The 23,229-nt window shown below is 62.7% G+C and carries 22 protein-coding genes and 1 pseudogene; 12 read left to right on the top strand and 11 right to left on the bottom strand.

Annotated elements, in window-relative coordinates:
• Positions 1 to 11: 11 nt before the first annotated feature.
• Positions 12 to 953 (bottom strand): LysR family transcriptional regulator, encoded by a 942-nt coding sequence (locus J6524_RS22110; protein ID WP_225674355.1) that lies wholly within the window; start codon positions 951 to 953, stop codon positions 12 to 14.
• Between the two features lie 129 nt (positions 954 to 1,082).
• On the opposite strand from J6524_RS22110, the gene J6524_RS22105 reads away from it, so the two are divergent.
• Entirely contained in the window at positions 1,083 to 1,601 is a 519-nt protein-coding gene (locus J6524_RS22105) for a YybH family protein (protein WP_225674353.1), read from the top strand.
• 3 nt (positions 1,602 to 1,604) lie between these two features.
• Here J6524_RS22105 and J6524_RS22100 read toward each other — a convergent pair whose 3' ends face one another.
• From J6524_RS22100 to J6524_RS22090, 3 genes are read right to left on the bottom strand one after another with little or no spacing between them, the layout of a single operon-like run.
• On the bottom strand, positions 1,605 to 2,843 hold the full coding sequence (locus J6524_RS22100) for an allantoate amidohydrolase (RefSeq protein ID WP_225674351.1): 1,239 nt from the start codon (positions 2,841 to 2,843) through the stop codon (positions 1,605 to 1,607).
• 3 nt (positions 2,844 to 2,846) lie between these two features.
• Positions 2,847 to 3,785: an allantoinase PuuE gene (puuE, locus tag J6524_RS22095; RefSeq protein WP_225674349.1), complete on the bottom strand. Its 939-nt coding sequence runs from the start codon at positions 3,783 to 3,785 to the stop codon at positions 2,847 to 2,849.
• A gap of 1 nt (position 3,786) precedes the next feature.
• A complete protein-coding gene (locus J6524_RS22090) occupies positions 3,787 to 4,200 on the bottom strand; it encodes a DUF3830 family protein (protein WP_225674347.1) in 414 nt (137 codons plus the stop codon).
• 178 nt (positions 4,201 to 4,378) lie between these two features.
• On the opposite strand from J6524_RS22090, the gene J6524_RS22085 reads away from it, so the two are divergent.
• Positions 4,379 to 4,810, top strand: coding sequence for a DUF6841 family protein (locus J6524_RS22085; RefSeq protein ID WP_225674345.1), 432 nt, complete (start codon positions 4,379 to 4,381; stop codon positions 4,808 to 4,810).
• Positions 4,811 to 4,845: 35 nt separating this feature from the next.
• Here the strand turns inward: J6524_RS22085 and J6524_RS22080 are convergent, their stop codons facing one another.
• The 5 genes from J6524_RS22080 to J6524_RS22060 all read right to left on the bottom strand — a co-directional run bounded on the left by J6524_RS22080 (position 4,846) and on the right by J6524_RS22060 (position 9,887).
• Entirely contained in the window at positions 4,846 to 5,988 is a 1,143-nt protein-coding gene (locus tag J6524_RS22080; RefSeq protein ID WP_225674343.1) for a mechanosensitive ion channel family protein, read from the bottom strand.
• A 69-nt stretch (positions 5,989 to 6,057) separates the two neighbouring features.
• Positions 6,058 to 6,789, bottom strand: a complete 732-nt coding sequence (locus J6524_RS22075) for a shikimate dehydrogenase family protein (RefSeq protein WP_225674341.1) — start codon at positions 6,787 to 6,789, stop codon at positions 6,058 to 6,060.
• A gap of 4 nt (positions 6,790 to 6,793) precedes the next feature.
• Positions 6,794 to 7,630 (bottom strand): carbohydrate ABC transporter permease, encoded by an 837-nt coding sequence (locus J6524_RS22070; RefSeq protein WP_225674339.1) that lies wholly within the window; start codon positions 7,628 to 7,630, stop codon positions 6,794 to 6,796.
• A complete protein-coding gene (locus tag J6524_RS22065; protein ID WP_225674337.1) occupies positions 7,627 to 8,526 on the bottom strand; it encodes a carbohydrate ABC transporter permease in 900 nt (299 codons plus the stop codon). Before J6524_RS22065 ends, J6524_RS22070 begins: the two co-directional genes overlap by 4 nt.
• Positions 8,523 to 9,887 (bottom strand): ABC transporter substrate-binding protein, encoded by a 1,365-nt coding sequence (locus tag J6524_RS22060; RefSeq protein WP_225674335.1) that lies wholly within the window; start codon positions 9,885 to 9,887, stop codon positions 8,523 to 8,525. Before J6524_RS22060 ends, J6524_RS22065 begins: the two co-directional genes overlap by 4 nt.
• Positions 9,888 to 10,040: 153 nt before the next feature.
• Between J6524_RS22060 and J6524_RS22055 the strand changes: the two genes are divergently transcribed.
• From J6524_RS22055 to J6524_RS22040, 4 genes are all read left to right on the top strand, one after another.
• The gene (locus J6524_RS22055) at positions 10,041 to 10,796 is read left to right on the top strand and encodes a FadR/GntR family transcriptional regulator (RefSeq protein ID WP_225674334.1); all 756 of its coding nucleotides are present in this window, start codon (positions 10,041 to 10,043) and stop codon (positions 10,794 to 10,796) included.
• 78 nt (positions 10,797 to 10,874) lie between these two features.
• Entirely contained in the window at positions 10,875 to 11,948 is a 1,074-nt protein-coding gene (locus J6524_RS22050) for an LLM class flavin-dependent oxidoreductase (protein WP_225674333.1), read from the top strand.
• Positions 11,949 to 12,029: 81 nt separating this feature from the next.
• The gene (locus J6524_RS22045; RefSeq protein WP_225674331.1) at positions 12,030 to 13,007 is read left to right on the top strand and encodes an NADPH:quinone oxidoreductase family protein; all 978 of its coding nucleotides are present in this window, start codon (positions 12,030 to 12,032) and stop codon (positions 13,005 to 13,007) included.
• 4 nt (positions 13,008 to 13,011) lie between these two features.
• Entirely contained in the window at positions 13,012 to 13,164 is a 153-nt protein-coding gene (locus J6524_RS22040) for a hypothetical protein (RefSeq protein ID WP_225674329.1), read from the top strand.
• Between the two features lie 23 nt (positions 13,165 to 13,187).
• Here the strand turns inward: J6524_RS22040 and J6524_RS22035 are convergent.
• Positions 13,188 to 14,435, bottom strand: a pseudogene (locus J6524_RS22035) (SulP family inorganic anion transporter); the annotation flags it as partial.
• A gap of 442 nt (positions 14,436 to 14,877) precedes the next feature.
• Between J6524_RS22035 and J6524_RS22030 the strand changes: the two are divergent.
• Genes J6524_RS22030 through J6524_RS22005 form a run of 6 tightly spaced genes read left to right on the top strand, consistent with a single transcriptional unit; the run spans position 14,878 to position 21,920 of the window.
• Positions 14,878 to 15,816: an ABC transporter permease gene (locus tag J6524_RS22030; RefSeq protein WP_225674327.1), complete on the top strand. Its 939-nt coding sequence runs from the start codon at positions 14,878 to 14,880 to the stop codon at positions 15,814 to 15,816.
• On the top strand, positions 15,813 to 16,700 hold the full coding sequence (locus J6524_RS22025; protein ID WP_225674325.1) for an ABC transporter permease: 888 nt from the start codon (positions 15,813 to 15,815) through the stop codon (positions 16,698 to 16,700). The genes J6524_RS22030 and J6524_RS22025 overlap by 4 nt, the downstream gene beginning before the upstream one ends.
• Complete coding sequence (locus J6524_RS22020; protein ID WP_225674323.1) at positions 16,697 to 18,265, top strand: ABC transporter substrate-binding protein; 1,569 nt, start codon at positions 16,697 to 16,699, stop codon at positions 18,263 to 18,265. The genes J6524_RS22025 and J6524_RS22020 overlap by 4 nt, the downstream gene beginning before the upstream one ends.
• Positions 18,266 to 18,280: 15 nt before the next feature.
• On the top strand, positions 18,281 to 19,852 hold the full coding sequence (locus J6524_RS22015; protein ID WP_225674321.1) for an ABC transporter substrate-binding protein: 1,572 nt from the start codon (positions 18,281 to 18,283) through the stop codon (positions 19,850 to 19,852).
• On the top strand, positions 19,852 to 20,832 hold the full coding sequence (locus J6524_RS22010) for an ABC transporter ATP-binding protein (protein ID WP_225674319.1): 981 nt from the start codon (positions 19,852 to 19,854) through the stop codon (positions 20,830 to 20,832). The genes J6524_RS22015 and J6524_RS22010 overlap by 1 nt, the downstream gene beginning before the upstream one ends.
• Positions 20,829 to 21,920, top strand: a complete 1,092-nt coding sequence (locus J6524_RS22005; RefSeq protein WP_283843339.1) for an ABC transporter ATP-binding protein — start codon at positions 20,829 to 20,831, stop codon at positions 21,918 to 21,920. Before J6524_RS22010 ends, J6524_RS22005 begins: the two co-directional genes overlap by 4 nt.
• An 88-nt stretch (positions 21,921 to 22,008) precedes the next feature.
• On the opposite strand, the gene uxuA is transcribed toward J6524_RS22005, so the two are convergent.
• Positions 22,009 to 23,202 (bottom strand): mannonate dehydratase, encoded by a 1,194-nt coding sequence (gene uxuA, locus J6524_RS22000; protein ID WP_225674317.1) that lies wholly within the window; start codon positions 23,200 to 23,202, stop codon positions 22,009 to 22,011.
• Between the last annotated feature and the right edge of the window lie 27 nt (positions 23,203 to 23,229).

Below are 23,229 nucleotides of genomic sequence, written 5' to 3'. Positions count from 1 at the left end.
CGCCGCCTTCTTCATCGGGCTGTCTGTCCTAACAACTGGACCAGCCAGGCAAGGCCGGCATCCATCATCGCCACCTTCGGAAGGACGATATTGATCGAGAAACGCGGCAGCGGCAGCGGTGCCTTGACGGCAACGATATTGAAGCGGGCGCCATGGATCTCCACGAACCGTCTCGGCAACGCGGAGACCATCTCGGTTTCGGCCAGCATCGAGAGTGCAAAATTGAAATTCGGCACCGTCAGGGCAACGCGCCGCGTAAGGCCTTTCTTGGCGAGTTCGACATCCACGAAGCCTGAGACATCGCCGGTATGCGAAACGACGAGATGCTCCATCTCGCAATAGCGCTTGAGGGTCGGGTTGCGCTGGAATGAATGGCCTTTGCGCGCGGCAATAACGAACTCTTCCTCATAGAGCTTCTGCTTATGGAAACGGGCAGCAAGATCATCGAAAGGGATGATCGCAATGTCCATTGTCCGATCTTCAAGCTCCTGCAGTGCTTCCTTCCATGCGAGGTGAGGAGCCGTGAAGCCTTGCGCCGGCAATATTTGACGGATGCCGAGATCGACGCCCGGCGCTACCTCCCGCAACGTCTGCAGCAGCGAAGGCAGGATGACCGACGACACGCCATCCGGCGCGCCAATGACGAAGCGGCGCTTCGAATGTCTCGGATCGAACGGTGTGGCGGTTGAAACGACTCCGCGGATACGCGCGAGAATTTCGGCCACTGATGTCGCGAGCTGGAGGGCGCGCTCCGTCGGCACGACGCCCTTCGGGGTCTTCAGAAACAGGGGATCGCCAAGCAGCGTTCGCAGCCGGCCAAGACCATGGCTGATAGCGGACGGCGAAAGATGCAGCCGTTCCGCCGCTCGGCCGACATGTCGCTCCTGAAAGACGATCTCGAACAATACGAGCAGGTTGAGGTCGATCCGGGATAGGTCAATTTGGTTCAGCATAATGCTGAAATCATATCACTGGATTCAGCATGATTGAAATGGGATTTGGGTACCACCCGCCGGCCGCGTGCCGGTCCAACCCGAACAGAAGGGCGTGAAATGTTCAAATCGAATGGCTGGAGAAGTTTGGTGCTGAAGGCCGCAATCGCAATGCCGCTGTCGGCCAGCGCCGCACAGGAGCCAGGGTCGGCGCGTTCCGAGCAGGAACTTGCCGATCTCGTCAGGAAGACCGAGGCCCAGGCTTCGGCTTTCATGCGTGGTGACATGGACAAATGGTCCGGTCTGGTTCGCATCGCAGAAGACTTTACGCTGATGCAGCCGTTTGGCGGCGAGACCAGCCGAGGGTTCGATGCCAGTCCCGAACGTCTTCTGGCGCGGCTTGCCAGCAACTTTAAGAACGGCGACGCCAAGCTCGAACTCGTCCAATCCTACGCGTCGGACGATCTGGTCGTTCTTGCGATGATTGAGCGCCAACACGGCGAAGTCGGCGGGTTGCCGAACCAGGATTGGTCACTTCGTGTGACGCAAGTCTATCGCAAGCAAGGCGGGCAATGGTGGCTGGTTCACCGCCACGCCGATCCGCTGGTGCGCCACGTTGGACTCGAGACGGCGGCTGCGCTGGCTCGCGGGGCGAACATCGACCGGTGACGATCAGGCCGTTGCCGCTGCCGGCGGCCTAAAATTCTCGATGAATCCTAGCAGCACACGCGCGCCGGCATCGGCATCGGCGGGTTCGACATGCTCGGCCGGGTTATGGCTGATGCCGCCGCGGCAGCGCACGAACAGCATGGCGATATCGGCGATATCGATCATCGCCATGCCGTCATGCCCTGCCCCGCTCGGCAGTTCGAACACGCCGTAACCTTCGCCCGCAACCGCTTCCGCGACCTGCGCTTTCAGCCATAGCGCGCATGGCACGGTGCGGTTCTCGTGGGTGACGTCGATCTGCAGCAACAAGTCACGCCGCTTCGCAATTGCCACGATCCGCTGCACGATCTCGGCGACGGCCTGCTTGCGGTGCTGATCATCAGGCGCGCGGATGTCGAGCGTAAACGAGACGCGACCGGGGATCACGTTGGCCGCGCCAGGCAGTGCATTGACGACACCGACGGTGCCGACGAGGCCGGCGCCATCGGCCTTGCAGAACTGCTCTACCGCGACGATGCATTCGGCGGCGCCCGCCAGCGCATCGCGCCGCAGCGCCATCGGCACTGTTCCGGCGTGGCCGGCCATGCCGGAGAGATGCGCCGCCAGCCGCGTCGCACCGGATATCGCCGTTACCACGCCGACCGGCAGGTTTTGCTGTTCCAACACCGGCCCTTGCTCGATGTGCAGCTCGACGTAAGCGTGCAGCTCGCTCCGCTTCCGCGCCGCCGCGGCGATGCCGCCGGGGTCGAGACCGAATTGCACCATCGCCTCGCGCATGGTGAGGCCGTTCGCATCGCGGGCGTCGAGAACGGCATTGTCGAACGTGCCGGCGATCGCGCGGCTGCCGAGCAGCGTGGAGGCGAAGCGGACGCCCTCCTCGTCCGCAAAACCGACGATCTCGATCGCAAAGGGCAGCCGCGCGCCGCGGCGGTTCAGATCGGCGACGCAGGCAATCGCCGTGATTATTCCGAGAGGACCGTCCCACTTTCCGGCGTCGCGCACGGTGTCGTAATGCGAGCCGAGCATCAGGCACGGAAGCCCCGGGCGGTCGCCTTCGTAGCGGCCGCAGACATTGCCGATGGCGTCGAGATGCGCGGCCATGCCAGCATCCTTCATCCAGGACATGATGAGGTCGGCTGCGATGCGATGTTCGGGCGAAAGGAAGATCCGCGCCAGATGCTCGCTTGTCTCAGAAATGGCGCCGAGCTCGTTGATCCGCCTTACGATTTCATCGCCGAGCATTGTTCATCCAATGTCGAAGGCATCGTCGGCGAGATGGGCGAGATTGGCGTGCCAGTGCTGGGCGATCTCTAGCCGCGTCGGAACCCAGACGCGCTCGTGCTGTGCGATATAATCGAGGAAACGCATCAGCGATGCTGCGCGGCCGGGACGGCCGACGACGCGGCAATGCAGCCCGACCGACATCATCTTCGGCGCGGTCTCGCCTTCCCTGTAAAGAACGTCAAAGCTGTCCTTGAGGTAAGTGAAGAATTCGTCGCCGCCACCAAAGCCCTGCGCGTTGATGAAGCGCATGTCATTGGCATCGAGCGTATAGGGAATGACCAGATGCGGCTTCGAGCCGCGCGACTTGATCCAGTATGGCAGGTCGTCGGCGTAGGAATCGCAGAGATAAAGCAGACCGCCGGCTTCCATCAGCAGCCGCAGTGTATTGATCGAGGAGCGCCCGGTGTACCAGCCGAGCGGGCGCGCGCCAGTTGCCTCAGTATGGACGCCGATCGCCTCTGCTATCTCGGTCCGCTCCTCATTCTCCGACATGTCCTTGTGCTCAATCCACCTGAGGCCATGGCTGGCGATGTCCCATCCGGCCTCCTTCATGGCAGCGACCACGTCGGGATTTCGCTTCAAGGCCTTGGCAACGCCGAACACGGTGACCGGCAGATTGCGCTCGGTGAACATCCGCCACAGCCGCCAGAAGCCGGCGCGCGAACCATATTCGAACATCGATTCGATGTTGGCGTGGCGCTGTCCGGGCCAGGGCTGGGCGCCCAGCACGTCGGACAAGAAAGCCTCCGAGGCGCGGTCGCCGTCGAGAATATTGTTCTCGCCGCCCTCCTCGAAATTCACCACGAACTGCACGGCAACCCGCGCATTGCCGGGCCATTTCGGATCGGGCGGGTTGCGCCCGTAGCCGCGGAAATCGCGCGGATAGGTGGGCGCAGCCATGTCACACTTCCTCGAAGCGAATCTTCTGTGCGCCCTTCCAGAGCACGGTTTTGCCGAACGTGGTCAGGTTCTCCAGCCCCGAGGTCAGGGTGATGAAGTGATTGCCGGCGAGCTGGCCCATCTTGCTGGCGAAATGCACACCACCATAGGCCAGAAGGATCTCGGTCTCGCTGATGCCGCCGGGATAGAGAATGATCTGCCCAGGCGCCGGATAGCTGGTGTGGTTCTCGTAGGAGACGCCGAAATCGAGATCCCCAAGCGGCATCCAGACACCCTCGCCGCTCCAGCGCACGTGGATCGCCTGGCTCTCGAACGGCATCGCCTTGCGGAAGGCAGCGACCGTCTTCGGCGCCAGTTGCTCCTCGAAACGGGCCTCGAACGTGAATTCACCGGCACGGACAATCAGTTGGCTCATCGATCTCTTCTTCTAGATTTATCTAAAGGGCGTGGTTCAGCCCGTATCCATTACAGGGCGAACCAACGGAAGCAAGGCCGATTCCGCTCCCGTCGGACTTGAGTTGATACGGCATGGAGCGAACTGCCTGAAAACGGCGTTGTAGGAGACGTCAGATTTCACCCCGGGAGAACGACGCATGAAGACCGCTGTAAGGAAGCTATTCGAGCGATACGAGAGCTTCTTCGAACGCTCTCTCGACGGGAACTCGGATATGGACGAGGTCGCGTCGCTGTATGCCTCGGATTTCATCGCGGCCTCGCCTGCCGGGGTTATGACCGGGAAGAACGACGATCAGCTAAAGCAGGTCATGGCACAGGGGTACGCGCACTATCGCGCGATCGGGACCAAGGGGATGCGGATTCGTCATATTCGTCTCTCACCTATCGATGAGCATCACTGCGTGGCCCATGTCTCTTGGACCGCGACTTATGCTCGCAAGGATCAAAAGGACACAACTATCGATTTCGATGTTCACTACCTGGTCCAGAAGCTCGATGGCGAGGCAAAGGTCTTCGGCTGGATATCAGGTGATGAGCAGGCGCTTCTAAGGCAGCACGGCATCGTCTAGCGATGGCTTTTGGCCGGGAGCCCCTCTTCCCGACCTCAACTATGAGCCCGCGCTGGCATTGGCCGCGACGGCGCATCGCGATGATCAAAAGTGCCTTCGAAATCGGCGAGCGGCGGCGATATCAGGGCGCGCTCACGCGGGAACGCCTCGGGCATCTCCTGGCGAATGAAGGCAAGCAGCTTCTCCCTGATCTCGCAGCGGAGATCCCAGGATTGCGGCGCCGATCGTGCGCTGACCAGCGCCCGAAGCTCGATTGCCGCCGGACGGGCTTCAATCACCTGGAGATTGACCACCGCGCCATCCCACAATTTGGACTCGCGCACGGCCTCCTCCAGCCGCTGCCGGATGCGCGAGACGTCAGTGCAGTAGTCGACATGGAAAGCGATGGCGCCGATCAGCGACTGGGTGTCGCGGGTCCAGTTCTGGAACGGACGTTCGATGAAGTAGGACAGCGGGACCACCATCCGGCGCCAGTCCCAGAGCCGGACCACGACATAGGTCGAGGCGATGTCCTCGATCCATCCCCACTCGTTCTCGATGATGACGGCGTCCTCGATCCGGATCGGCTGGGTGATCGCGATCTGCACACCGGCAATCAAGTTCGAGAGCAACGGCCGCGCGGCAAGACCGACGATGAGACCGGCGGCGCCGGCGGAGGCGAACAGGCTGACGCCGTATTGCTTGACGGATTCGAATGTCATCAAGGCGGTGGAGATCGCGATGATGATAATCAACGTATCGATCACCCGCTTGAAAACACGCACTTGCGTGACGTGCTTGCGGGCGAGAAAATTTTCATCCGTGTCGAGGCGAAAGCGCTGCAGATAGCGCGCGGCGCCCATGTCCACAGCGCGGACGGTGATCCAGCCGATCAGCGCGATGACGGCGACGATGAAGAAGTGGCGGAGTTGCTCGCGCAGCACGTCGTTCAGCGGCGCCAGCGGCAACACCAGCGCCACGGCCACGAGAGACAGCGCCAGCCGCGCCGGGCCGGCGATCCTTTGCAGCAGCAACGTTACCGCCGGCCAGCGCGTCCCGAGCGCACGCTTAATGATCCTGGCAGCAATACCGTGCACAAACAGCGCAACGGCGACGGCGCCGACGAGAAGGCCGAGACCGATCAGCCACTGCGGCAGCCAGGCAAACATTTGTTCCAACTTTGAAAGGAGATCTTCCATGCCGGATTCCCCGCTGCGTAGCATCACCTTCGGCCGCTAACGCATTGCTCCGTGCATTGGTCCCGCAACTCATGCAGCGCAGCAATTCGTGACGCGCAACGCGGAAGTCGATTCGCTGACCGGGGAACTCTGGCTTGCCGCGCTCAGGATTCGCCGCGCCAGCAGCCGCGCGGGGTTCGTCGGCAAGGCATCCGTCTCGTGCAGGCCGAGCGAGGTGGCGTTGACCACAAGACCCGCGTCGTCGAATTTTTCGTCCAGACTGATGTCGAGATCGGCAAAGCGGCTGCGGAGTTTTGCGGCCAGCATTTCGACCGGACCCGGCGCTTCGTTCAGTATCCGCAGACGCTTCAGGCCAGCGGCGGCGAGCGCGTGACAGATCGCACGGCCCGCTCCACCCGCACCGATCACGACGCAGCGCCGATTGGGATCGAAAATTCGTGCCTCGCGCGCGGCATTCAGGAAACCGCCGCCGTCGAAGGATTCGCCGACCAGCCGGCCACCGGCCTCGATCCGGATCGTGTTGACCACGCCTTCAAATTCAGCGGCAGGTCCGACCGCATCGCATAGTTCGAACGCCGCCGGCTTGTGCGGCATGGTCAGGTTGAAGCCGGCGACGCTCGGCGATTTTGCCAGCGTACGGATCGTCTCGGAGAGATTTTCCGGCGCGACATCGAGCGGCACCATGTGCCAGTCGAGTCCATTGCCCTGGAAATATGGCGTGTAATGGCGGGGCGCACCGACATGCCCGGCGGGATGGGCGAAGATGAAGACGACACGTGAAGCACCGGTCGGAAGCCGCATGGTTCTATCCTTTCACCGCGCCCGCCGTCAGCCCGCTCACGAGATAGCGGCGCACTGCGAGCGAAAAGATCAGGACCGGCGCCATCACCAGCGATCCGCCGGCGGCTATTTTGCCCCACTCCCAGCCCTCGTAGTTCATGAAATTGACCACGGCGACCGGGGCGGTGCGCGCATTGGTCCGCGTCAGGATCAGCGCGAAGAAGAAGTCGTTCCAGGCATAGAGAAAGCACAGGATCGCTGTGGCAGCGATGCCGGGCGCGACCATTGGCAGCACGATCTCGAGGAAGATCACCCGGATCGGTGCGCCGTCAACCAGCGCCGCTTCTTCGAGCGATGATGGCACCGTGTCGAAGAACGGCTGCATCATCCAGATCACCAGCGGCAGGTTGAAGCTGGTGTAGACCAGCACCAGCCCGGTGACGGTATCGAGCAGCCCGATCCAGCGATAGAACAGGAAGAACGGAATCGTGAACGCGATCGGCGGCGCCATTCGCGTCACCAGAATGGCGAAGCCGAGCGCATGCTTGCCCCGTCCGGCCCAGCGTGACAGCGCATAGGCCGCGGGCACGCCGAGAACAAGTGCGAGCGCGGTGGAGAACGAGGCGCTCATCAGACTGTTGACGAAGGACGCCGGGAATGCGCCCTGCCAGAGCGAGGTATAGTTCTGCAGCGTCGGCGTGAAGATCAGAGGCGGCGGAAACTGCAGGATCAGATCGTTCGACTTGAAGCTCATCTGCAGGAGCCAGAGGAACGGCGACAGCAGCACGATCAGCGTCACGCCGATCGCAGCGAGCCGGCCCCAACTGGCCGAATGGCGGATCGGGCCACTGCCTCCACTCATGCCATGGCCTCCCGGCGGCGGCCCATCCACACGACGCCGAACGAGACCGCAACGACGAGCAGCAGCAGCACGACGGTGACCGAACTGGAATAACCGATTTCGTTGAAGTCGAACGCCAGCAGATAGGCATAATAGTTCGTCACTTCGGTGACACTGCCCGGCCCGCCGCCGGTCAAAAGGAAGATCAGCGGGAATGCCTTGACGCTGTCGATCAACCGGAACATGCCCGAAATCACCAGCACCGGCGCGATGAAGGGCAGCGTGACGTAATAAAAGATCTGTAGCCGGCTAGCGCCGTCGACCAAAGCGGCTTCGGAGAATTCGTCCGGAATGGTCTGCAGCGCGGCCAACACCATCAGGAAGGTGAAGGGAAGCCATTCCCAGGTATCGGCGACGATGATCGCGGTCAGGGCAAAATCGACACTCGAGGTGAGTGACGGCATGGCCACGTTGAGCAGACTTGCCGCGTAGTAGAGCGGGCTGATGTCGGGCGTATAGATCAGCTTCCAGATCACGGCGACCACGATCGGCGGCAGCACCATCGGGATCAGGAAGAAGGTGCGCGCGAATTCCACGATGCGCGACTGCGTGTGCAGCAATAGCGCCAACAGCATGCCGAGCAGGACCTGAAACAACACACCCCAGAACGACAGCTTGGCCTGCACCCACAGCGAATTGACGAAACGCGGGTCATCAGGCAGCAGGCGATAATTGCGCAAGGGCGACGAGAAATCGGTCGATGATCCCGGATTGACCAGCTGGAACGGCGTCAGGCTGGTCACGACCAGATAGATCGCAGGCAGGCCTGCGATCATAAACAGCACGATAAGGCTCGGCGCCAGCGCGAGGGCGTTGAAGCGTCGCCGCGCGGCGTCGACCAGTCCATTTTCGCTCAAAGCGCAGTCCCGGCCCGGCGGAGATTGGCGATCGCCTGCTCCTGCGCTGCATTCATCGCCGCCTGCGCCCCAAGCTGCCCGGTCGCCACCTGTTCGAACGCCTTGTTCAGGACGTCGCCGACAACAGGGAATTCCTTCACGGTGCGGTAGGCCATGTAGTTCTGGCCCTTGGCCGGCAATCCCAGCACCTCCAGATAGAGTGCACCGAGGTCCTGGCCGTTGACTGTGTTCAGCTTGCGGTACTCCTCGCTCTCGATCACCGATTTGCGGCAGACCGAGGAATGGCCGTGCTCCTTAACGAGCCGCATCGAGATTTCCGGGCTGACCGCCCATTTGATGAATTCCCACGCGGCCTTCTTGTTCTTGGCGTTTTTGGGAATGCCGAGCCCCTGGCTGTTGGCAGCCGGGAAATCATTGACGGGACCGGCCGGCATCCGCACCACGCGCGCGGTATCCTTCACCTTGCTTTCCCCGGACATCAGGATCGGCGTGATCCACGCGCTGGAGTGAATGAAGATATTGGAACGGCCGGTGAGCAAGGCCTGACGCGCCTGATCCTCGGTATAGGTGAGCACGCCCTTCGGCGCGTAGTTCTTCAAGAGGTTTGCATAGAACTCCACGGCCTGAACTGCCTGCGGCGTGTTCAGCGCCGGCATGATGTCGGTGGGCGGATTGCGGAAGATGTTGCCGCCAAAGCCCTGGATATAGGGCGGCAGGCACCAGTGATGGAGCTGGAAGGTGACGATCCCGTTGACGTTGTCGATGCCGTTGATCTCCGCGCAGACCTGCTGCAATTCGGCAAAGGTCTTCGGAATCTTCAGACCCTTCTTCTCCATGAGGTCCATGCGCGACAGGCCCATCACCATGGCGCCGCCTTCCCAGGAATAGCCGTAAGTCGCCCCCTTGGCGTCGCGGTATGGCACCTGCGCGCCCTCGACGAAGTCCTTCGGATTCCATTCCGCCGCCGTCAGGTTCGGATCGGACGTGAACTCATCGAGGTTGGCGAGGAGCCCGGCCGCGACCCAGCGCGCGGCGAGAATGAAGGTGACGTTGACGAAATCGAACGCCGAACCGCCCGACGACAGTTCGAGATTGGCCTGCTGGTTGTAGACAGGAAATGCCGAAAGCTGCAGATCGACCTTCATGCCGGTCTGCGCCTCGAACTCCGGAATGTAGTTCTGCAGCAGGTTGAAAAAGCGGTGCTGGAACGACGCGCCGCGCAACGTGATGCCGGCAAAGGGCTTGGCCTGGGCGATGGCCGGCATCGGCAACGCCGCTGCGCCGAGGGTGGCGGCGCCGGCTTGCAGCAGTTTCCGGCGGCTGAGGGCAGAGGATCGACGGCTGGAATTGTTTTTGGTCACGGCTGCCTCCCTTTCTGTTTTTGCGATAATATGACCGACATAAAATCGCATGTCAAAAGAAGGCTGCGTCAGAATTCACGGAAATTGGGCGGTCAATTGACATCGCTCCTTAATAAAGCAGACAATATTATTCCAACGCTTGAGGTGATCGATTTGCCCAGGGAAGCCGAATCCCGCCAGTCCAACACCCATGTCGCGCGCGAGATCGCAAAACTCATCGTGACCGGCGTGTGGCAGGAGGGCTGGACCCTGCCACGCGAGATCGAGCTCGCTTCGCAATTCGACGTCAGCCGCACCTCGATCCGGGAGTCGCTCTCCATTCTCAAGGCGAAGGGGTTGATCGCTGCCCGCCAGAAGGCCGGCACGCACGTGCGCGAAAGGATCAACTGGAACATGCTCGATGCCGAGCTACTGGAATGGACCTGGGCGGAACGACCTAGCGAGGAATTCGCCCGCCAACTTACGCAGGTGCGCCGGATCGTCGAGCCGGAAGCATGTGCGATCTGCGCCGAGCGCGGCTCGGATGCCGACCTTGCGCGCATCGAGCGCGCTTATCGCGAGATGGATGCCGCCGGCATGGACAGCCGCGCCTATTCCGAGCCGGATCTGCGCTTTCATCGCGGCATCCTGACTGCGACGGGCAATGATTTTCTGGTCGCGTTCGGCGCCACCGTGGAGGCGGCACTGCGCATGTCATTCGAGTTGTCGACCCTGAACCCAGGCGCGCCGCGCAAGAGCCTGCCCTATCACCGCGCCATCCTCGACGAGATCTGGGCACGCAATCCGGATGGCGCGCGGCGCGCGATGCACCGCCTGATGGATCTGACCGAGCGCAACATCACGTCCGCCCTATCGCGCCGCAGAAGCGGCGAAGCAATGGCGAGCGCGGAACGCGAAGGCGACGCCTAAACACAAGTCGCTAAGCGCTTGCATTCGCACGGCGATGCGCGTTTCATTCGGTCCAAACCAAAAACTCAAGGAAATGCCATGCCCGCAAGAATCATTGGCATGATCGGCACCCAGCAGGAGGGCGTCGCGGTTCACCTGATCAAGGGTCAGATTTCGCGACAGTGGGTGATCGATTTCACGCGGCTGCATGAGCAGTGGAACTATGATGCTGTCCTTGTTGGATATTATGCCTCGGCTGCCGAAGGTTTTGCGATTGCGCTTTATGCGGCTGACCACACTGAGCGGATCAAGTTCCTGATCGCGCACCGGCCGGGCTCGGTTGCCCCGGCACTGGCGGCGCGGCAGGTCGCGACCTTCGACCAGCTCACACAGGGACGGATGGCGCTGCACATCATCGCCGGCACCAGCGACGCGGACCAGGCCAGCGAAGGCGATTTTCTGCCCAAGACCGACCGCTATCGCCGCGCCGGCGAATATCTCGAGGTGATGCAAAAACTCTGGACCAGCGATACCCCGATCGATCACAAGGGCGAGTTCTACCGCGTCGAAGGCGGCTATTCCGACATCAAGCCGTATCAGCAGCCCTATCCCACCCTGTTCTTCGGCGGCTCGTCCGAGGGCGCACTGGAGATGGGCGCCAGGCATTGCGACGTGTTCGCGATCTTCGGCGAGCCGCTGAAGGAGACGCGGGAGCGCGTACAGGATTTCCGCCGCCGCGCTGCGGCCTTCGGGCGCAACGTCGGCTTCAACATGTCGCTGCGTCCCATCATGGCGGCAACCGAAGGCGCGGCATGGGACAAGGCCAACGCCCTGCTCGCCGATATCGAGCGCAAGACCGGCGCCGCGCCGCAACCAACCAATCATTCCGCCGAGCGCCTGCTCGGCTATGCCGCGCGCGGCGACGTGCATGACGAGCGGCTTTGGATGGGAATTGCCCGCGCCACCGGCGCACCCGGCAATACGTCATGCCTGGTCGGAACGCCCGAACAGATCGCGGCCGCGGTGCTGGAATATTACCGGCTGGGCATTCATTCCTTCCTGCTGCGCGGCTTCGAAAATCCGCATGACACCATGGCGATCGGCCGCGATTTGATTCCATTGATCAAGGAAGGCGCGCTCGCGATCGACCGGCAGGCCGAGGCGGCCGAATAGTGTTCGACCGAATCTCAGAGCATCTCAAGAGGCCAACGCAAGGCCTTGGTGGAGAACGAGAAAACGCATGAGAGAATTTGCATGAAGGCGGTCGTTGTCGACAACTACGATTCGATCGACGGCATCTCGATCAGGGAGATCGATACGCCCGGCATTTCCAACGGCGACGTCCGCGTCAAGATCCACGCCGCGGCCGTCGGCTTCGTCGACGGGTTGAAGGTGCAAGGACTCTACCAGACCAAGGATCCGCTGCCGTTCATCCCGGGGACCGAATTTGCCGGCATCGTCGATGCCGTTGCCGGCGATGTCACCGCATTCAAGCGGGGCATGCCGGTGGTCGGGATGGCCCGCTCCGGCGCGCTCGCCGAATACATCTCGGTGCCATCGGCGGCGCTCAAAAGCTTGCCGCCACAGATTCCTTCCGAGGCCGGCGCCTCGTTTCAGGCCAACTATCTGACCGGGCTTTACGCGCTTGATGCCCGCGCCTCGCTACGCGAAGGCGAGATATTGCTGGTGCTCGGCGCGGCCGGCGGCGTCGGCATTGCCGCGATCCAGATCGGCAAGCTGATGGGCGCGCGGGTGATCGCCGCGGCCTCGACGGCGGAAAAGCGTGACTTTGCCGTGCGGTTCGGCGCCGATCAGACCATCGATTACACCCAGGCGAACTGGCGCGACACGCTCAAGGAATTGACCGGCGGGCATGGACCGGACGTGATCTTCGACCCCGTTGGCGGCGAGGTATCGCTGCAGGCGTTTCGCTCGATCGCCTGGCGCGGGCGGCATCTCGTGGTCGGTTTCGCCTCGGGCACGATCCCGGCGCTGGCTTTCAACCTGCCGCTCTTGAAGGGCGGCGCGCTGCTCGGCGTCGACCTCGCGCAAATCCAGAAGCGCGAGCCGGAGACACACACTCGGCTGATCGCGCAATTGTTCGACTGGCTGGCATCGGGGAAATTGCAGCCGGTGGTCGGCAAGATCGTGCCGTTCGAGAATTTCCGCGAGGCGTTCAAGACCATGCAGTCGCGCTCGGCGCTTGGAAAGATGATCGTCAAATTCAGCTGAACGCATGCAGCCGGAAGGCCGCGACACGCCGGAGAACCAGCAGATCTCCGGCAAACGTCCGTTCTTCATTGGCGCTGTCATTTTCTGGCGCACTGATGGCCCGATCGCCGCCGCGACGTTTCCGCAGTTCGCGACCAAATCTGTGGCGAAGGATTAGGCGCGAGCGCGGATGCGATCGTAAATCGCAAACGCTGCGGCCAGCGCGCATCCGGCGATGATGCCGACGGTTAGGTCTTCGATCAGTGTCAGGCCGAAGGTCGCGATCAGCACGCAGGCCGGGCGCCAGCTCTGAATCAGACGCGCAAACTCCTCCTTCTCGGCCATGTTCCAGCACACCACGACCAGCACACCGGCGAGCGTCGAGAGCGGGACGAAGCTCGCGAGTCGCGCGCCGGCCACCATGAATACGAGCACGAACAGCGCATGCGCCATGCCGGAAACCGGGCTGCGGGCGCCCGCCCGGATATTCGTCGCGGTGCGCGCGATCGTGCCTGTTACGCTGATGCCGCCGAAAATGGCGGAGGCGACGTTAGCGATGCCTTGCGCCACCACCTCCATGTTGTAGCGATGCTTGCGTCCGGTCATGCCGTCGGCGACCTTCGCCGATAACAGGCTCTCGACGGCGCCAAGGAGCGTGAAGGAAAGCGCCGCGGGCAACACTTCGAGAACGGTTGCGAAGGAGATCGTCGGCAGATTCGGTGCCGGCAGCCCGTCTGGAAGTTGACCGAAACGGCTGCCGATCGTCTCCACCGGAAGCTGAAACAGCCAGGCGGCAACGGCGGCCAGCACGACCGCGATCAACATTCCCGGCCAGTTCGGCGCCAGCCGCCGCAGCAGGAAGATCAGGACTGCCGAACCGACGCCGATGGCGAGTGCCGCCGGATTGAGCGTTGGCAACGACTGACCGAGCGCGGCGAGCTTGGGCAAGAGCGGGCCGGGCTCGGCACCAGGCAGCTTCAGGCCGCCGAGATCCCTGAGCTGGCTGGCGAAGATCGTGACCGCGATGCCGCAGGTGAAGCCGACCGTCACCGCATGCGGAATGTAGCGGATCAGCGCGCCGAGCCGCAAAAGGCCGATCAGCGTCAGCATGAAACCGGAGATAAAGACGGTCAGCAGCAGTCCTTCGAGTCCGAAGCGCGTCACAGTGGCCGAAACCAGGACGATGAACGCGCCGGCGGGACCGCCGATCTGATAACGGCTTCCGCCGAGCGCCGATACTAAAAAGCCGCCGATGACGGCGGCGTATAAACCCCGCTCGGGCGATACGCCCGAGGCGACGGCAATTGCCATCGAAAGCGGAAGCGCGACGATCGCAACCGTGAGCGCCGCCAGCATGTCCTTTCGGAAGCTGTCGAAGCCGTAGCCCTCCGTCAGGACGGTAATGAGCTTGGGACGGTAGTGATGGGCGGTGGCGGAGCCGTCAGGCATTGCGGGCTAACCGATCAGGATTCGTGGATTATAGCGAAGCGCAAATGGTGGGACCACAAAAACTCCCCGCTTGTCGCTATGGCGCAAGATGAGGCACCCGTAAAAGCACGGGCGCCAAATCGACGCCGTGTGCCCTGAGGTTGCGATGAGTGAGCACTGCACTCAGCACGCTTCCGTGGCACACCACGAGCAAAGAGCGACACGCATGTTCCCGTGACACGAAATTTTCGCATTGGCGAAAAGTCATCGCACGCGTCATGCGCAAATGGACGCAGCGGAAGCCAATCGGTAGTTTGCACGTGACGTCGCCTCTCGCCGGTGTCACTATCGGGGATAATCAAAGCCGTGCACGTCGGACGAAGCGCGGCTGCCGAGGGGGAAACAAAAGCGTCAGCGTCGGCGCGTAACTTCCTTTTGGGCCCAACCCGTCCGTTGGCGTCGCATGGGACAACAGATCGTCCATCGTCTGCTGATTTCGTTCCCCGCTTTGCTCGGGGTTCTCTTCCTCTGCTTCTGCCTGTTGCAGGTCGTGCCGGCTGATCCCGCGATGATCATTGCCGGGCCCGACGCCAAGGCCGAGACCATCGCCGCCATTCGCAAGGAACTCGGTCTCGACAGATCGATCCCGGTCCAGTTTTTCGAATACATCATGCGTGTGCTGCGCGGCGATCTCGGCCGCTCCATCATCTCCAACAAGATGGTGAGCGAGGAACTCGCCATGACCATCGGCCCGACGATCGAATTAATGCTGGGTGCGATGCTGATTGCGGTCCCGAGTGGCCTTGCGCTCGGCACGCTCGCGGCCGTCAACCGCGGCCACCTCACCGATCGCATTATCATGGCCTGCTCTGTCGCCGGCGTCTCGATGCCGGTGTTCTTCATCGGACTGATCCTGATCCAGTTCGTCGGATTCAAATGGGCGCTGCTGCCGTTCACCGGCCGCACCGGACCAGTGTGGGACGGCGGATTGCCGAGTTTGATCCTGCCGGCGCTGACGCTTGGCGCCGTGCTGATCGGCCCGATCGCGCGGCTGACGCGCACCGCCGTGCTCGAAGTGCTCGGCGCCGATTTCGTGCGCACCGCGCGCGCCAAGGGGCTGCGCGAGCGCGTGGTAATCATCCATCACGCCTTGCGCAACGCCATGATCCCGGTCGTTACTCTGATCGGACTGCAGGCGGCGTTCCTGCTCGGCGGCGCAGTCGTCACTGAAACCATGTTCTCGTGGCCCGGCGTCGGCCGGCTTGCGGTTGGCGCCATCGTCTCCAGCGATTTTCCGACCGCGCAGGGCGCGATCATGATCCTGGCCGTCGCCTTCCTCACGATCAACCTCATAGTCGACGTGCTCTATGTCTACCTCGATCCGAGGGTGCAGCGACGATGAGCACCGAAGCTCTCGATACCGGCTTTGCCCCGGAGCGTGAAAGTGGCGTCTTCGCCCGCGCCGGCGTGTTGCGTCGGCTCGCGCGCGACCGCGTGGCGGCGCTCGCCGGCCTGGTGCTCGCCGCCATTGTGCTGGCAGCGCTGTTTGCGCCCTGGGTCGCGCCCTATGACCCCTACTTCACCGACCTCACCAAAGTGATGCAGCCGCCCGATGCCAAACATTGGTTTGGCACCGACAATACCGGGCGCGACATCTTCAGCCGTGTGCTCTACGGCTCGCGCAACACCTTGATGCTCGGGCTGATTGGGGTGGTCGTCGGCGGCTTCCTCGGCGGCGTGCTCGGCATCCTCGCCGCCTACTACCGGCGGCTGGATGGCTGGATCATGCGGCTGGTCGACATCATGCTGGCCTTCCCCGCCATCCTGATTGGCCTCGCGGTCGCCGCGATCTTCGGCGCGGGGCTGACGGCAGTAGTGATTGCGCTCGTCGTCGCCACCGTGCCCGACGTCGCGCGGGTGGCGCGGGGTGCTGCAATCGGCGTAATGGGCCAGGAGTTCATGGAAGCCGGCCGCGCTGTCGGCGTCTCCGACACCGAGCTGATCTGGCGCTACCTGACGCTCAACTGCATCTCGACGATCTTCGTGTTTCTCACCCTGCGCTTCGGTCAGATCATCCTGATCGGCGCTGCGCTCGGCTTCCTCGGCATGGGCGCGCAACCGCCGATCGCCGAGCTCGGCATGATGGCGGCGCAGGGCCGCGACTTCCTGTTCATGGCACCGCACATCGCGACGATCCCGAGCTGTGTCATCTTCGTGATCGTGCTGGCCGCCAATCTTTTGGGCGACGCACTCCGCGACGTCCTCGATCCGAGGCTGCAGACATGATCAGACTGGCACTGGGATTGTCGTTAGCACTATGCGCCACCGGCCCGGCAACGGCCCAGACGCTCCACCTCATGAAGGGAATAGACGCGCCGCATTACGACGCGCAGCGCACGACCTGGGGGCCGACCTCAGACATCGTCAACATGTTCCAGGACACGCTGGTTGCCCTGGACTGGGACGGCCGCACGCCCGTCCCCTATCTCGCCAAATCATGGACGATCAGCGAGGACGGCAGGACCTATACCTTCAAGCTGCGCGACGACGTGTCGTTCTGCAGCGGCAAGAAATTCACCGCCGACGATGTCATCTACAGCTTCAAGCGGCTGAAGGATCCTGCGATTAAGGCGCCCTATGCCTGGCGTGCCGGCGACATCAAGGAGCTGCGCGCCCCCGATCCCTACACGGTTGAGTACGAGCTCAAGGAGCCCTATTCCGAACTGCTGCTGCAGCTCACCATGTTCACCAACGTGATCCACAACAAGGAGAGCGTCGAAGCGCTCGGCAAAGATTATGGCATCAAGGGCGCCGACGGCACCGGTCCCTGGTGTTTCGAGAGCTGGCACCCGCGCACGGAAATCGTGCTCAAGCGTCACGACGCCTACCGCTGGGGTCCGTCGCTGTACAAGAACAAGGGGCCGGTGAAGTTCGAGAAGCTCAGCGTCAAGATCATGCCCGAAGAGTCCAGCCGCGTCGCGGCGATGATGGCCGGGCAGTTCGACATCACCCATCAGTTCCCGCAGCAGTTCATCGCCCAGGCCAGGGCGGCGCCGATGCTGAACGTGACGCCGGCAAAGCCGAACTTCCAGTTGCTCTATTTCGGCTTCAAGACGACGCGGCCCATGGTCGAGGACCGGCGGGTGCGCGAGGCGATGAGCATCGCCATCAACCGCGCCGAGATCGCCAAGGGCGTGCTGCTCGGTAACGCCGATCCGGCCTTTACCATCGTCGATTCCGACGCGCTCGACTTCGATCCCGGCACCAAGGGCGTCGTGAAGGAAGACGTCGAGCGCGCCAAGGCGCTGCTCGATGAAGCCGGCTGGAAGATGGGCAGCGACGGCGTCCGCGAGAAGGACGGCATCAAGCTGCAGCCCAAGGTCTATTACACCCAGGCCGGCAACACGCCACGCGTCGCCGAAGCCATCCAGGGATATCTGCGCCGCATCGGCGTGCAGTGGCAGCTCCAGCCGTGGGACTCGACCATCGCGTCGGCCAAGATGGCGGAGCAGGACTACGAAATCTGGTCGGTGACCGTGCCCTATCTCTCGGCCGGCGACCTCATGAACATCTACTTCGATTCCAAGAACATCCCGACGCCGAACCGGATGAACTGGAAAGACGCCGAAACCGATGAATGGCTCAAGCAAGGCCGCTCGGCCCTGACCGACACCGAACGCGCCAAATACTACGCCTTGGTGCAGCAGAAGGTGATGCGCGAGCACCTCTGGATTCCCGTGCTCAACATCAACATGGATCAGGTGGCGAACAAGAAGATCACCGACGCCAGGCCGCACATGATCTACCAGAACACGTTCTACAAGGGCCTCGACGTATCGCGGCAAAAATAACAGGGAGAAAACACGATGCGCAGCATTTTGACGGGTGTTGTGGCGTTGCTCGGCGCGGCCGGAATGTGCGGGGCTGCCGAGGCGCAGACTTTGCGGGTGATGAAGTCGCTGGACGCGCCGCATTACGACGGCCAGCGCACGACCTGGTCGCCGACATCAGACATCGTCAACATGTTCCAGGATACGCTGGTCGCGCTCGACTGGGATGGCAAGACGGCGATCCCCTATCTCGCCAAATCGTGGACGATCAGTGAGGACGGCAAAACCTACGTCTTCAAGCTGCGCGATGATGTCACATTCTGCAGCGGCAAGAAGTTCACCGCCGCCGACGTCGTCTACACGTTCAAGCGGCTGAAGGATCCCGAAACCAAGGCGCCCTACCATTGGCGCGCCGGCGACATCAAGGAAGTGCGCGCGCCTGATCCCTACACTGTCGAATACGAGCTCAACGAGCCCTATTCCGAGCTGCTGCTGCAGCTCACCATGTACACCAACGCGATCCACAACAAGGAGAGCGTGGAGGCGCTCGGCAAGGACTACGGCATCAAGGGAATCGACGGCACTGGTCCCTGGTGCTTCGAGAGCTGGCAGCCGCGCACCGAAATCGTGCTCAAGCGCCACGACGCCTATACATGGGGCCCGTCAATGTACAAGAACAAGGGCCCGGTGAAATTCGAAAAGCTCAGCATCAAGATCGTACCGGAAGACGCCAGCCGTGTCGCCGCCATGATGGGCGGGCAGTTCGATCTTACCCATCAGATTCCGCTGCAGTTCATCCAGCAAGTCAAGGCTGCGCCGAACCTGACGGTCCAGGAAGCTCAGCCGAACTTCCAGCTGATGTACTACGGCTACAAGATCACCCGCCCGATGGTATCGGACAAGCGCGTGCGCGAGGCGATGAACATCGCCATCAATCGCGCCGACATCGTCAAGGGCGTCATGCTGGGCAATGCCGAACCGGCGTTCACCTTTGTAGATCCCAAGGCGCTTGACTTCGCCGAGAAGACCAAGGGCGTCATCAAGGAAGACGTCGAGCGCGCCAAGAAGCTGTTGGACGAAGCGGGCTGGAAGGTCGGCGCCGACGGCATCCGTGAGAAGGACGGCATGAAGCTCGCGCCCCGTGTGCTGTTCACGCAGGTCTCCTACTTCCCGCGCGTTTCCGAAGCCATTCAAGGCTACATGCGCAAGATCGGCGTCGACTGGAAGATCGTTGGCTTCGATTCCACCATCGCCCCGGCCGAGATGGGCAAGCAGGACTACGAGCTGTGGACCGTCACCGTGCCCTATCTGTCCGCGGGCGAGCTGATGAACATCTATTTCAACTCGAAGAACATCCCGACGCCCAACCGCATGAACTGGAAGGACGAGGAGACCGACGAGTGGCTGCGCGCCGGCCGCGCCGCGTTGACCGACGCCGAGCGTGCGCTCAACTATGCCCGCGTGCAGGAGAAGGTGATGAACGAGCACCTGTGGATGCCCGTGATGAATGTCGCCATGTACACGACAAGTTCGAAGAAGCTGAAGGATGTGCGGCCGCACATGCTTTATCAGAACACTTTCTACAAGGGTTTGGATTACTCGTTCTGATGGACAATCTTCTCGAGGTTCGCGGCCTGAAGACTCACTTTGCGACCGATCGCGGACTGTTCCGCGCTGTCGACGGCATCAGCTTCAGCGTTCCGCGCGGGCGCACCGTTGGCCTCGTCGGTGAATCCGGCTGCGGCAAGAGCGTGACGTCGCTCTCGGTAATGGGGCTGGTGCCGAGCCCGCCGGGCAAGGTCGAAGCGGAAGCGGTGTTGTTCGGCAATCGCGACGTGCTAAGGCTCTCCGCTGACGAGCGCCGCAAGCTGCGCGGCGGGAAGATGTCGATGATCTTCCAGGAGCCGATGACTTCGCTGAACCCGGTTCATACCGTCGGCCAGCAGATCGTCGAGGCAATCCTCGCCCACAGCGCGATGACGCCGCGGGCAGCAAGAGCGCGCGCGATCGAAATGTTGGAGCTGGTGCGGATTCCGTCCGCCGCGCAGCGGATCGACGACTTCCCCCACAACATGTCCGGCGGCATGCGCCAGCGCGTCATGATTGCGATGGCGCTTTCCTGCGAGCCGGCGCTATTGATCGCCGACGAGCCGACCACGGCGCTCGACGTCACCATCCAGGCCCAGATCCTCGACCTCCTGAGCGATCTGCAGCGCCGGCTCGGCATGGCGATACTGATCATCACCCATGATCTCGGCGTCATCGCCGAGGTCGCCGATCAGGTGCTGGTGATGTATGCCGGCCGCATCGTTGAGAGCGCCGATGTGAACGATCTGTTCGCCGATCCGCAGCATCCCTATACGATCGGTCTGCTCGGCTCGATTCCGCGCATCGATGTCGATCGCAAGCGCCTCGCCACCATCGAAGGCACGGTGCCGAGCCCGAATAACCAGCCGGCGGGCTGCCGCTTCGCGCCGCGCTGTCCGTTTGCGGACCAGCGCTGCAGGCTCGATCCGCCGCCGCTGCGCGACATCGCGCCAGGCCATCAGGTGGCGTGCTGGAAAGCGCCGGTGGAGATGGCGTCATGAGCAGCATGCCGAGCAATGCCCCGGTGTTGCAGGTCAACGGCCTGGTCAAGCATTTTGCCGTTACCCGCGGGCTGATCCGCCGCAAGGTGATCGGCCTCGTCCGCGCCGTCGAGGATGTCAGCTTCGAGATCGCCCGAGGCGAGACGCTGGCGCTGGTCGGCGAATCCGGCTGCGGCAAATCGACCACCGGGCGTTTGATCCTGCGTTTGATGGATCCGACCGCCGGCTCGGTGCGCTTCAAGGGTAAGGAGATCGCCGATCTCGACAAGGACTCTTTGCGCCGGATGCGCCGGTACATGCAGATCATCTTCCAGGACCCCTACGCCTCGCTCAATCCACGCATGACCGTCGGCGAGATCCTCGCCGAGCCGCTGCGGGTCCACGAGATCGGCGATGATGCCTCGCGCGAGGCACGCGGCCGCGAGCTGTTGGAAATCGTCGGCCTGTTGCCCGAACATGCCAGGCGCTATCCGCACCAGTTCTCGGGTGGCCAGCGGCAGCGCATCGGGATTGCGCGCGCACTCGCCGCCAACCCGGAGCTGATCGTCTGCGACGAGCCGGTCTCCGCGCTCGACGTCTCGATCCAGGCGCAGATCGTCAACCTGCTGCAGAACCTGCAGCAGCGCTTCGGCCTCTCGTATCTGTTCATCGCCCACGATCTGGCAGTCGTGAAGCATATCAGCGACCGCGTCGCGGTGATGTATCTGGGCAAGCTGGTCGAGATCGCAGACAAGAAATCGCTCTACGACCGGCCGTTGCATCCCTATACCCAGGCGCTGCTCGCGGCGATCCCGAAGCCCGATCCAACCCTGCGCACCAAGCGCGTGATGCTGCAGGGCGACGTGCCGAGCCCATTCCGGCCACCGACCGGCTGCCGCTTTCACACCCGCTGCCCGCACGCGCAGGCGCGCTGCTCGGCCGAGGAGCCGGCCTTGCGCGAGGCAGCGCCCGGCCACCGCGTCGCCTGTCATTTTTTCGAGACGCTGCCCGCCCCGACCATCCTTGCGCGCGCGGGGCTAGCGAAGGGCAAGTTTGCCCAGCGGCTGGCGGCCTTCGAGGCCGCCAAGGCGGCGCGGACACCGGCCTGAGCCGGTGCGGGATGGCAAGGCCAAGCACAAAATTGCGAAAACAACCCCATGCAAAGTAGAATGTGGCCCTGTCTCGCAGCGTCCCGCCCTAGTCAGCGTGTTCGATGGCGCGCATGGCGCCGCGCAGCTCAGCGAGTCCGCGTAAGCGCCCGATCGCGGTATAGCCGGGATTGGTGCGCTTGGTCGCGGCGAGATCATCGAGCATGCGATGGCCGTGATCGGGCCGGAACACGATCTGGTGGTTCGATGAACGCTTGCGGTTCTCGGCGAGTAACGCCTTGAGCACCGCGATCATGTCGACGTCGCCGTCCAGATGATCCGACTCGAAGAACGACAGGCCGTCGGCCTCCCGCTTGGTCGCGCGCAAATGGGCAAAACCGATCCGCGGCGCGAAGCGCCTCGCCATCGCAGGCAGATCGTTCTCGGCATGCACGCCGAGCGACCCGGTGCAGAAACAGATGCCATTAGCCTTCGACGGCACGGCATCGAACAGCGCCTGATAATCCTCGGCCGAGGAGGCGATGCGCGGCAGGCCAAACAACGGACGCGGCGGATCGTCCGGATGCAGCGTCAGCGTCACGCCGAGTTGCTCGGCAACCGGAGTGACGCGCGCGAGAAATTCGCTTAAGTGCTGCCGCAGCACCTTGGAGTCGATGCCGCGATATTGCTGCAATCGGTCGCGGAACTGCGGGATGGTCAGGGGATCGGTCGTTGATCCCGGCAGCGCGCTGGCGATGTTGGTGATGAGGACATCGATATCCGCCTGCGTCATCCGCGAATAGACTTCCTTGGCGCGGCGCTGTGCGGCCTCGGAGTATTCGGCAGGTGCCTCGGGGCGCTGCAGGATGTGCAGATCAAATGCCGCGAACCGCTCCTGGTCGAAGCGCATCGCCTTGGCGCCGTTCGGGAGTTCCCATTCGAGATCGGTGCGGCACCAATCAACGACCGGCATGAAATTGTAGCAGATGATTTTGATGCCGGCGGCGGCGACCGCCTCCATGCTCGCGATCCAGGCCTCGATCGAACGCGTCGCACCACCACCCAATCGCTTGACGTCGTCAGGCACCGGAATCGATTCCACCACCGACCAGGTCAGCGGCGAGCGGCCCGGTTGCGAGTTCTCGATCAGGTTCTTGCGTTCCTCGACGGCAGCGCGCGTCCAGGCTTCGCCGATCGGCACCTGATGCAGCGCCGTCACCACATCGGTCGCGCCGGCCTGGCGGATATCGTCGAGCGACACGGGATCGTTGGGCCCGTACCACCGCCATCCCTGCAGCATCATCGGCGATCTCCTGAAGTGTAAATTGCC

Origin of the sequence: Bradyrhizobium hereditatis, from assembly GCF_020329435.1 — a bacterium.
Taxonomy (GTDB): domain Bacteria; phylum Pseudomonadota; class Alphaproteobacteria; order Rhizobiales; family Xanthobacteraceae; genus Bradyrhizobium; species Bradyrhizobium hereditatis.
This window is presented reverse-complemented; position numbering and strand designations above follow the sequence as displayed.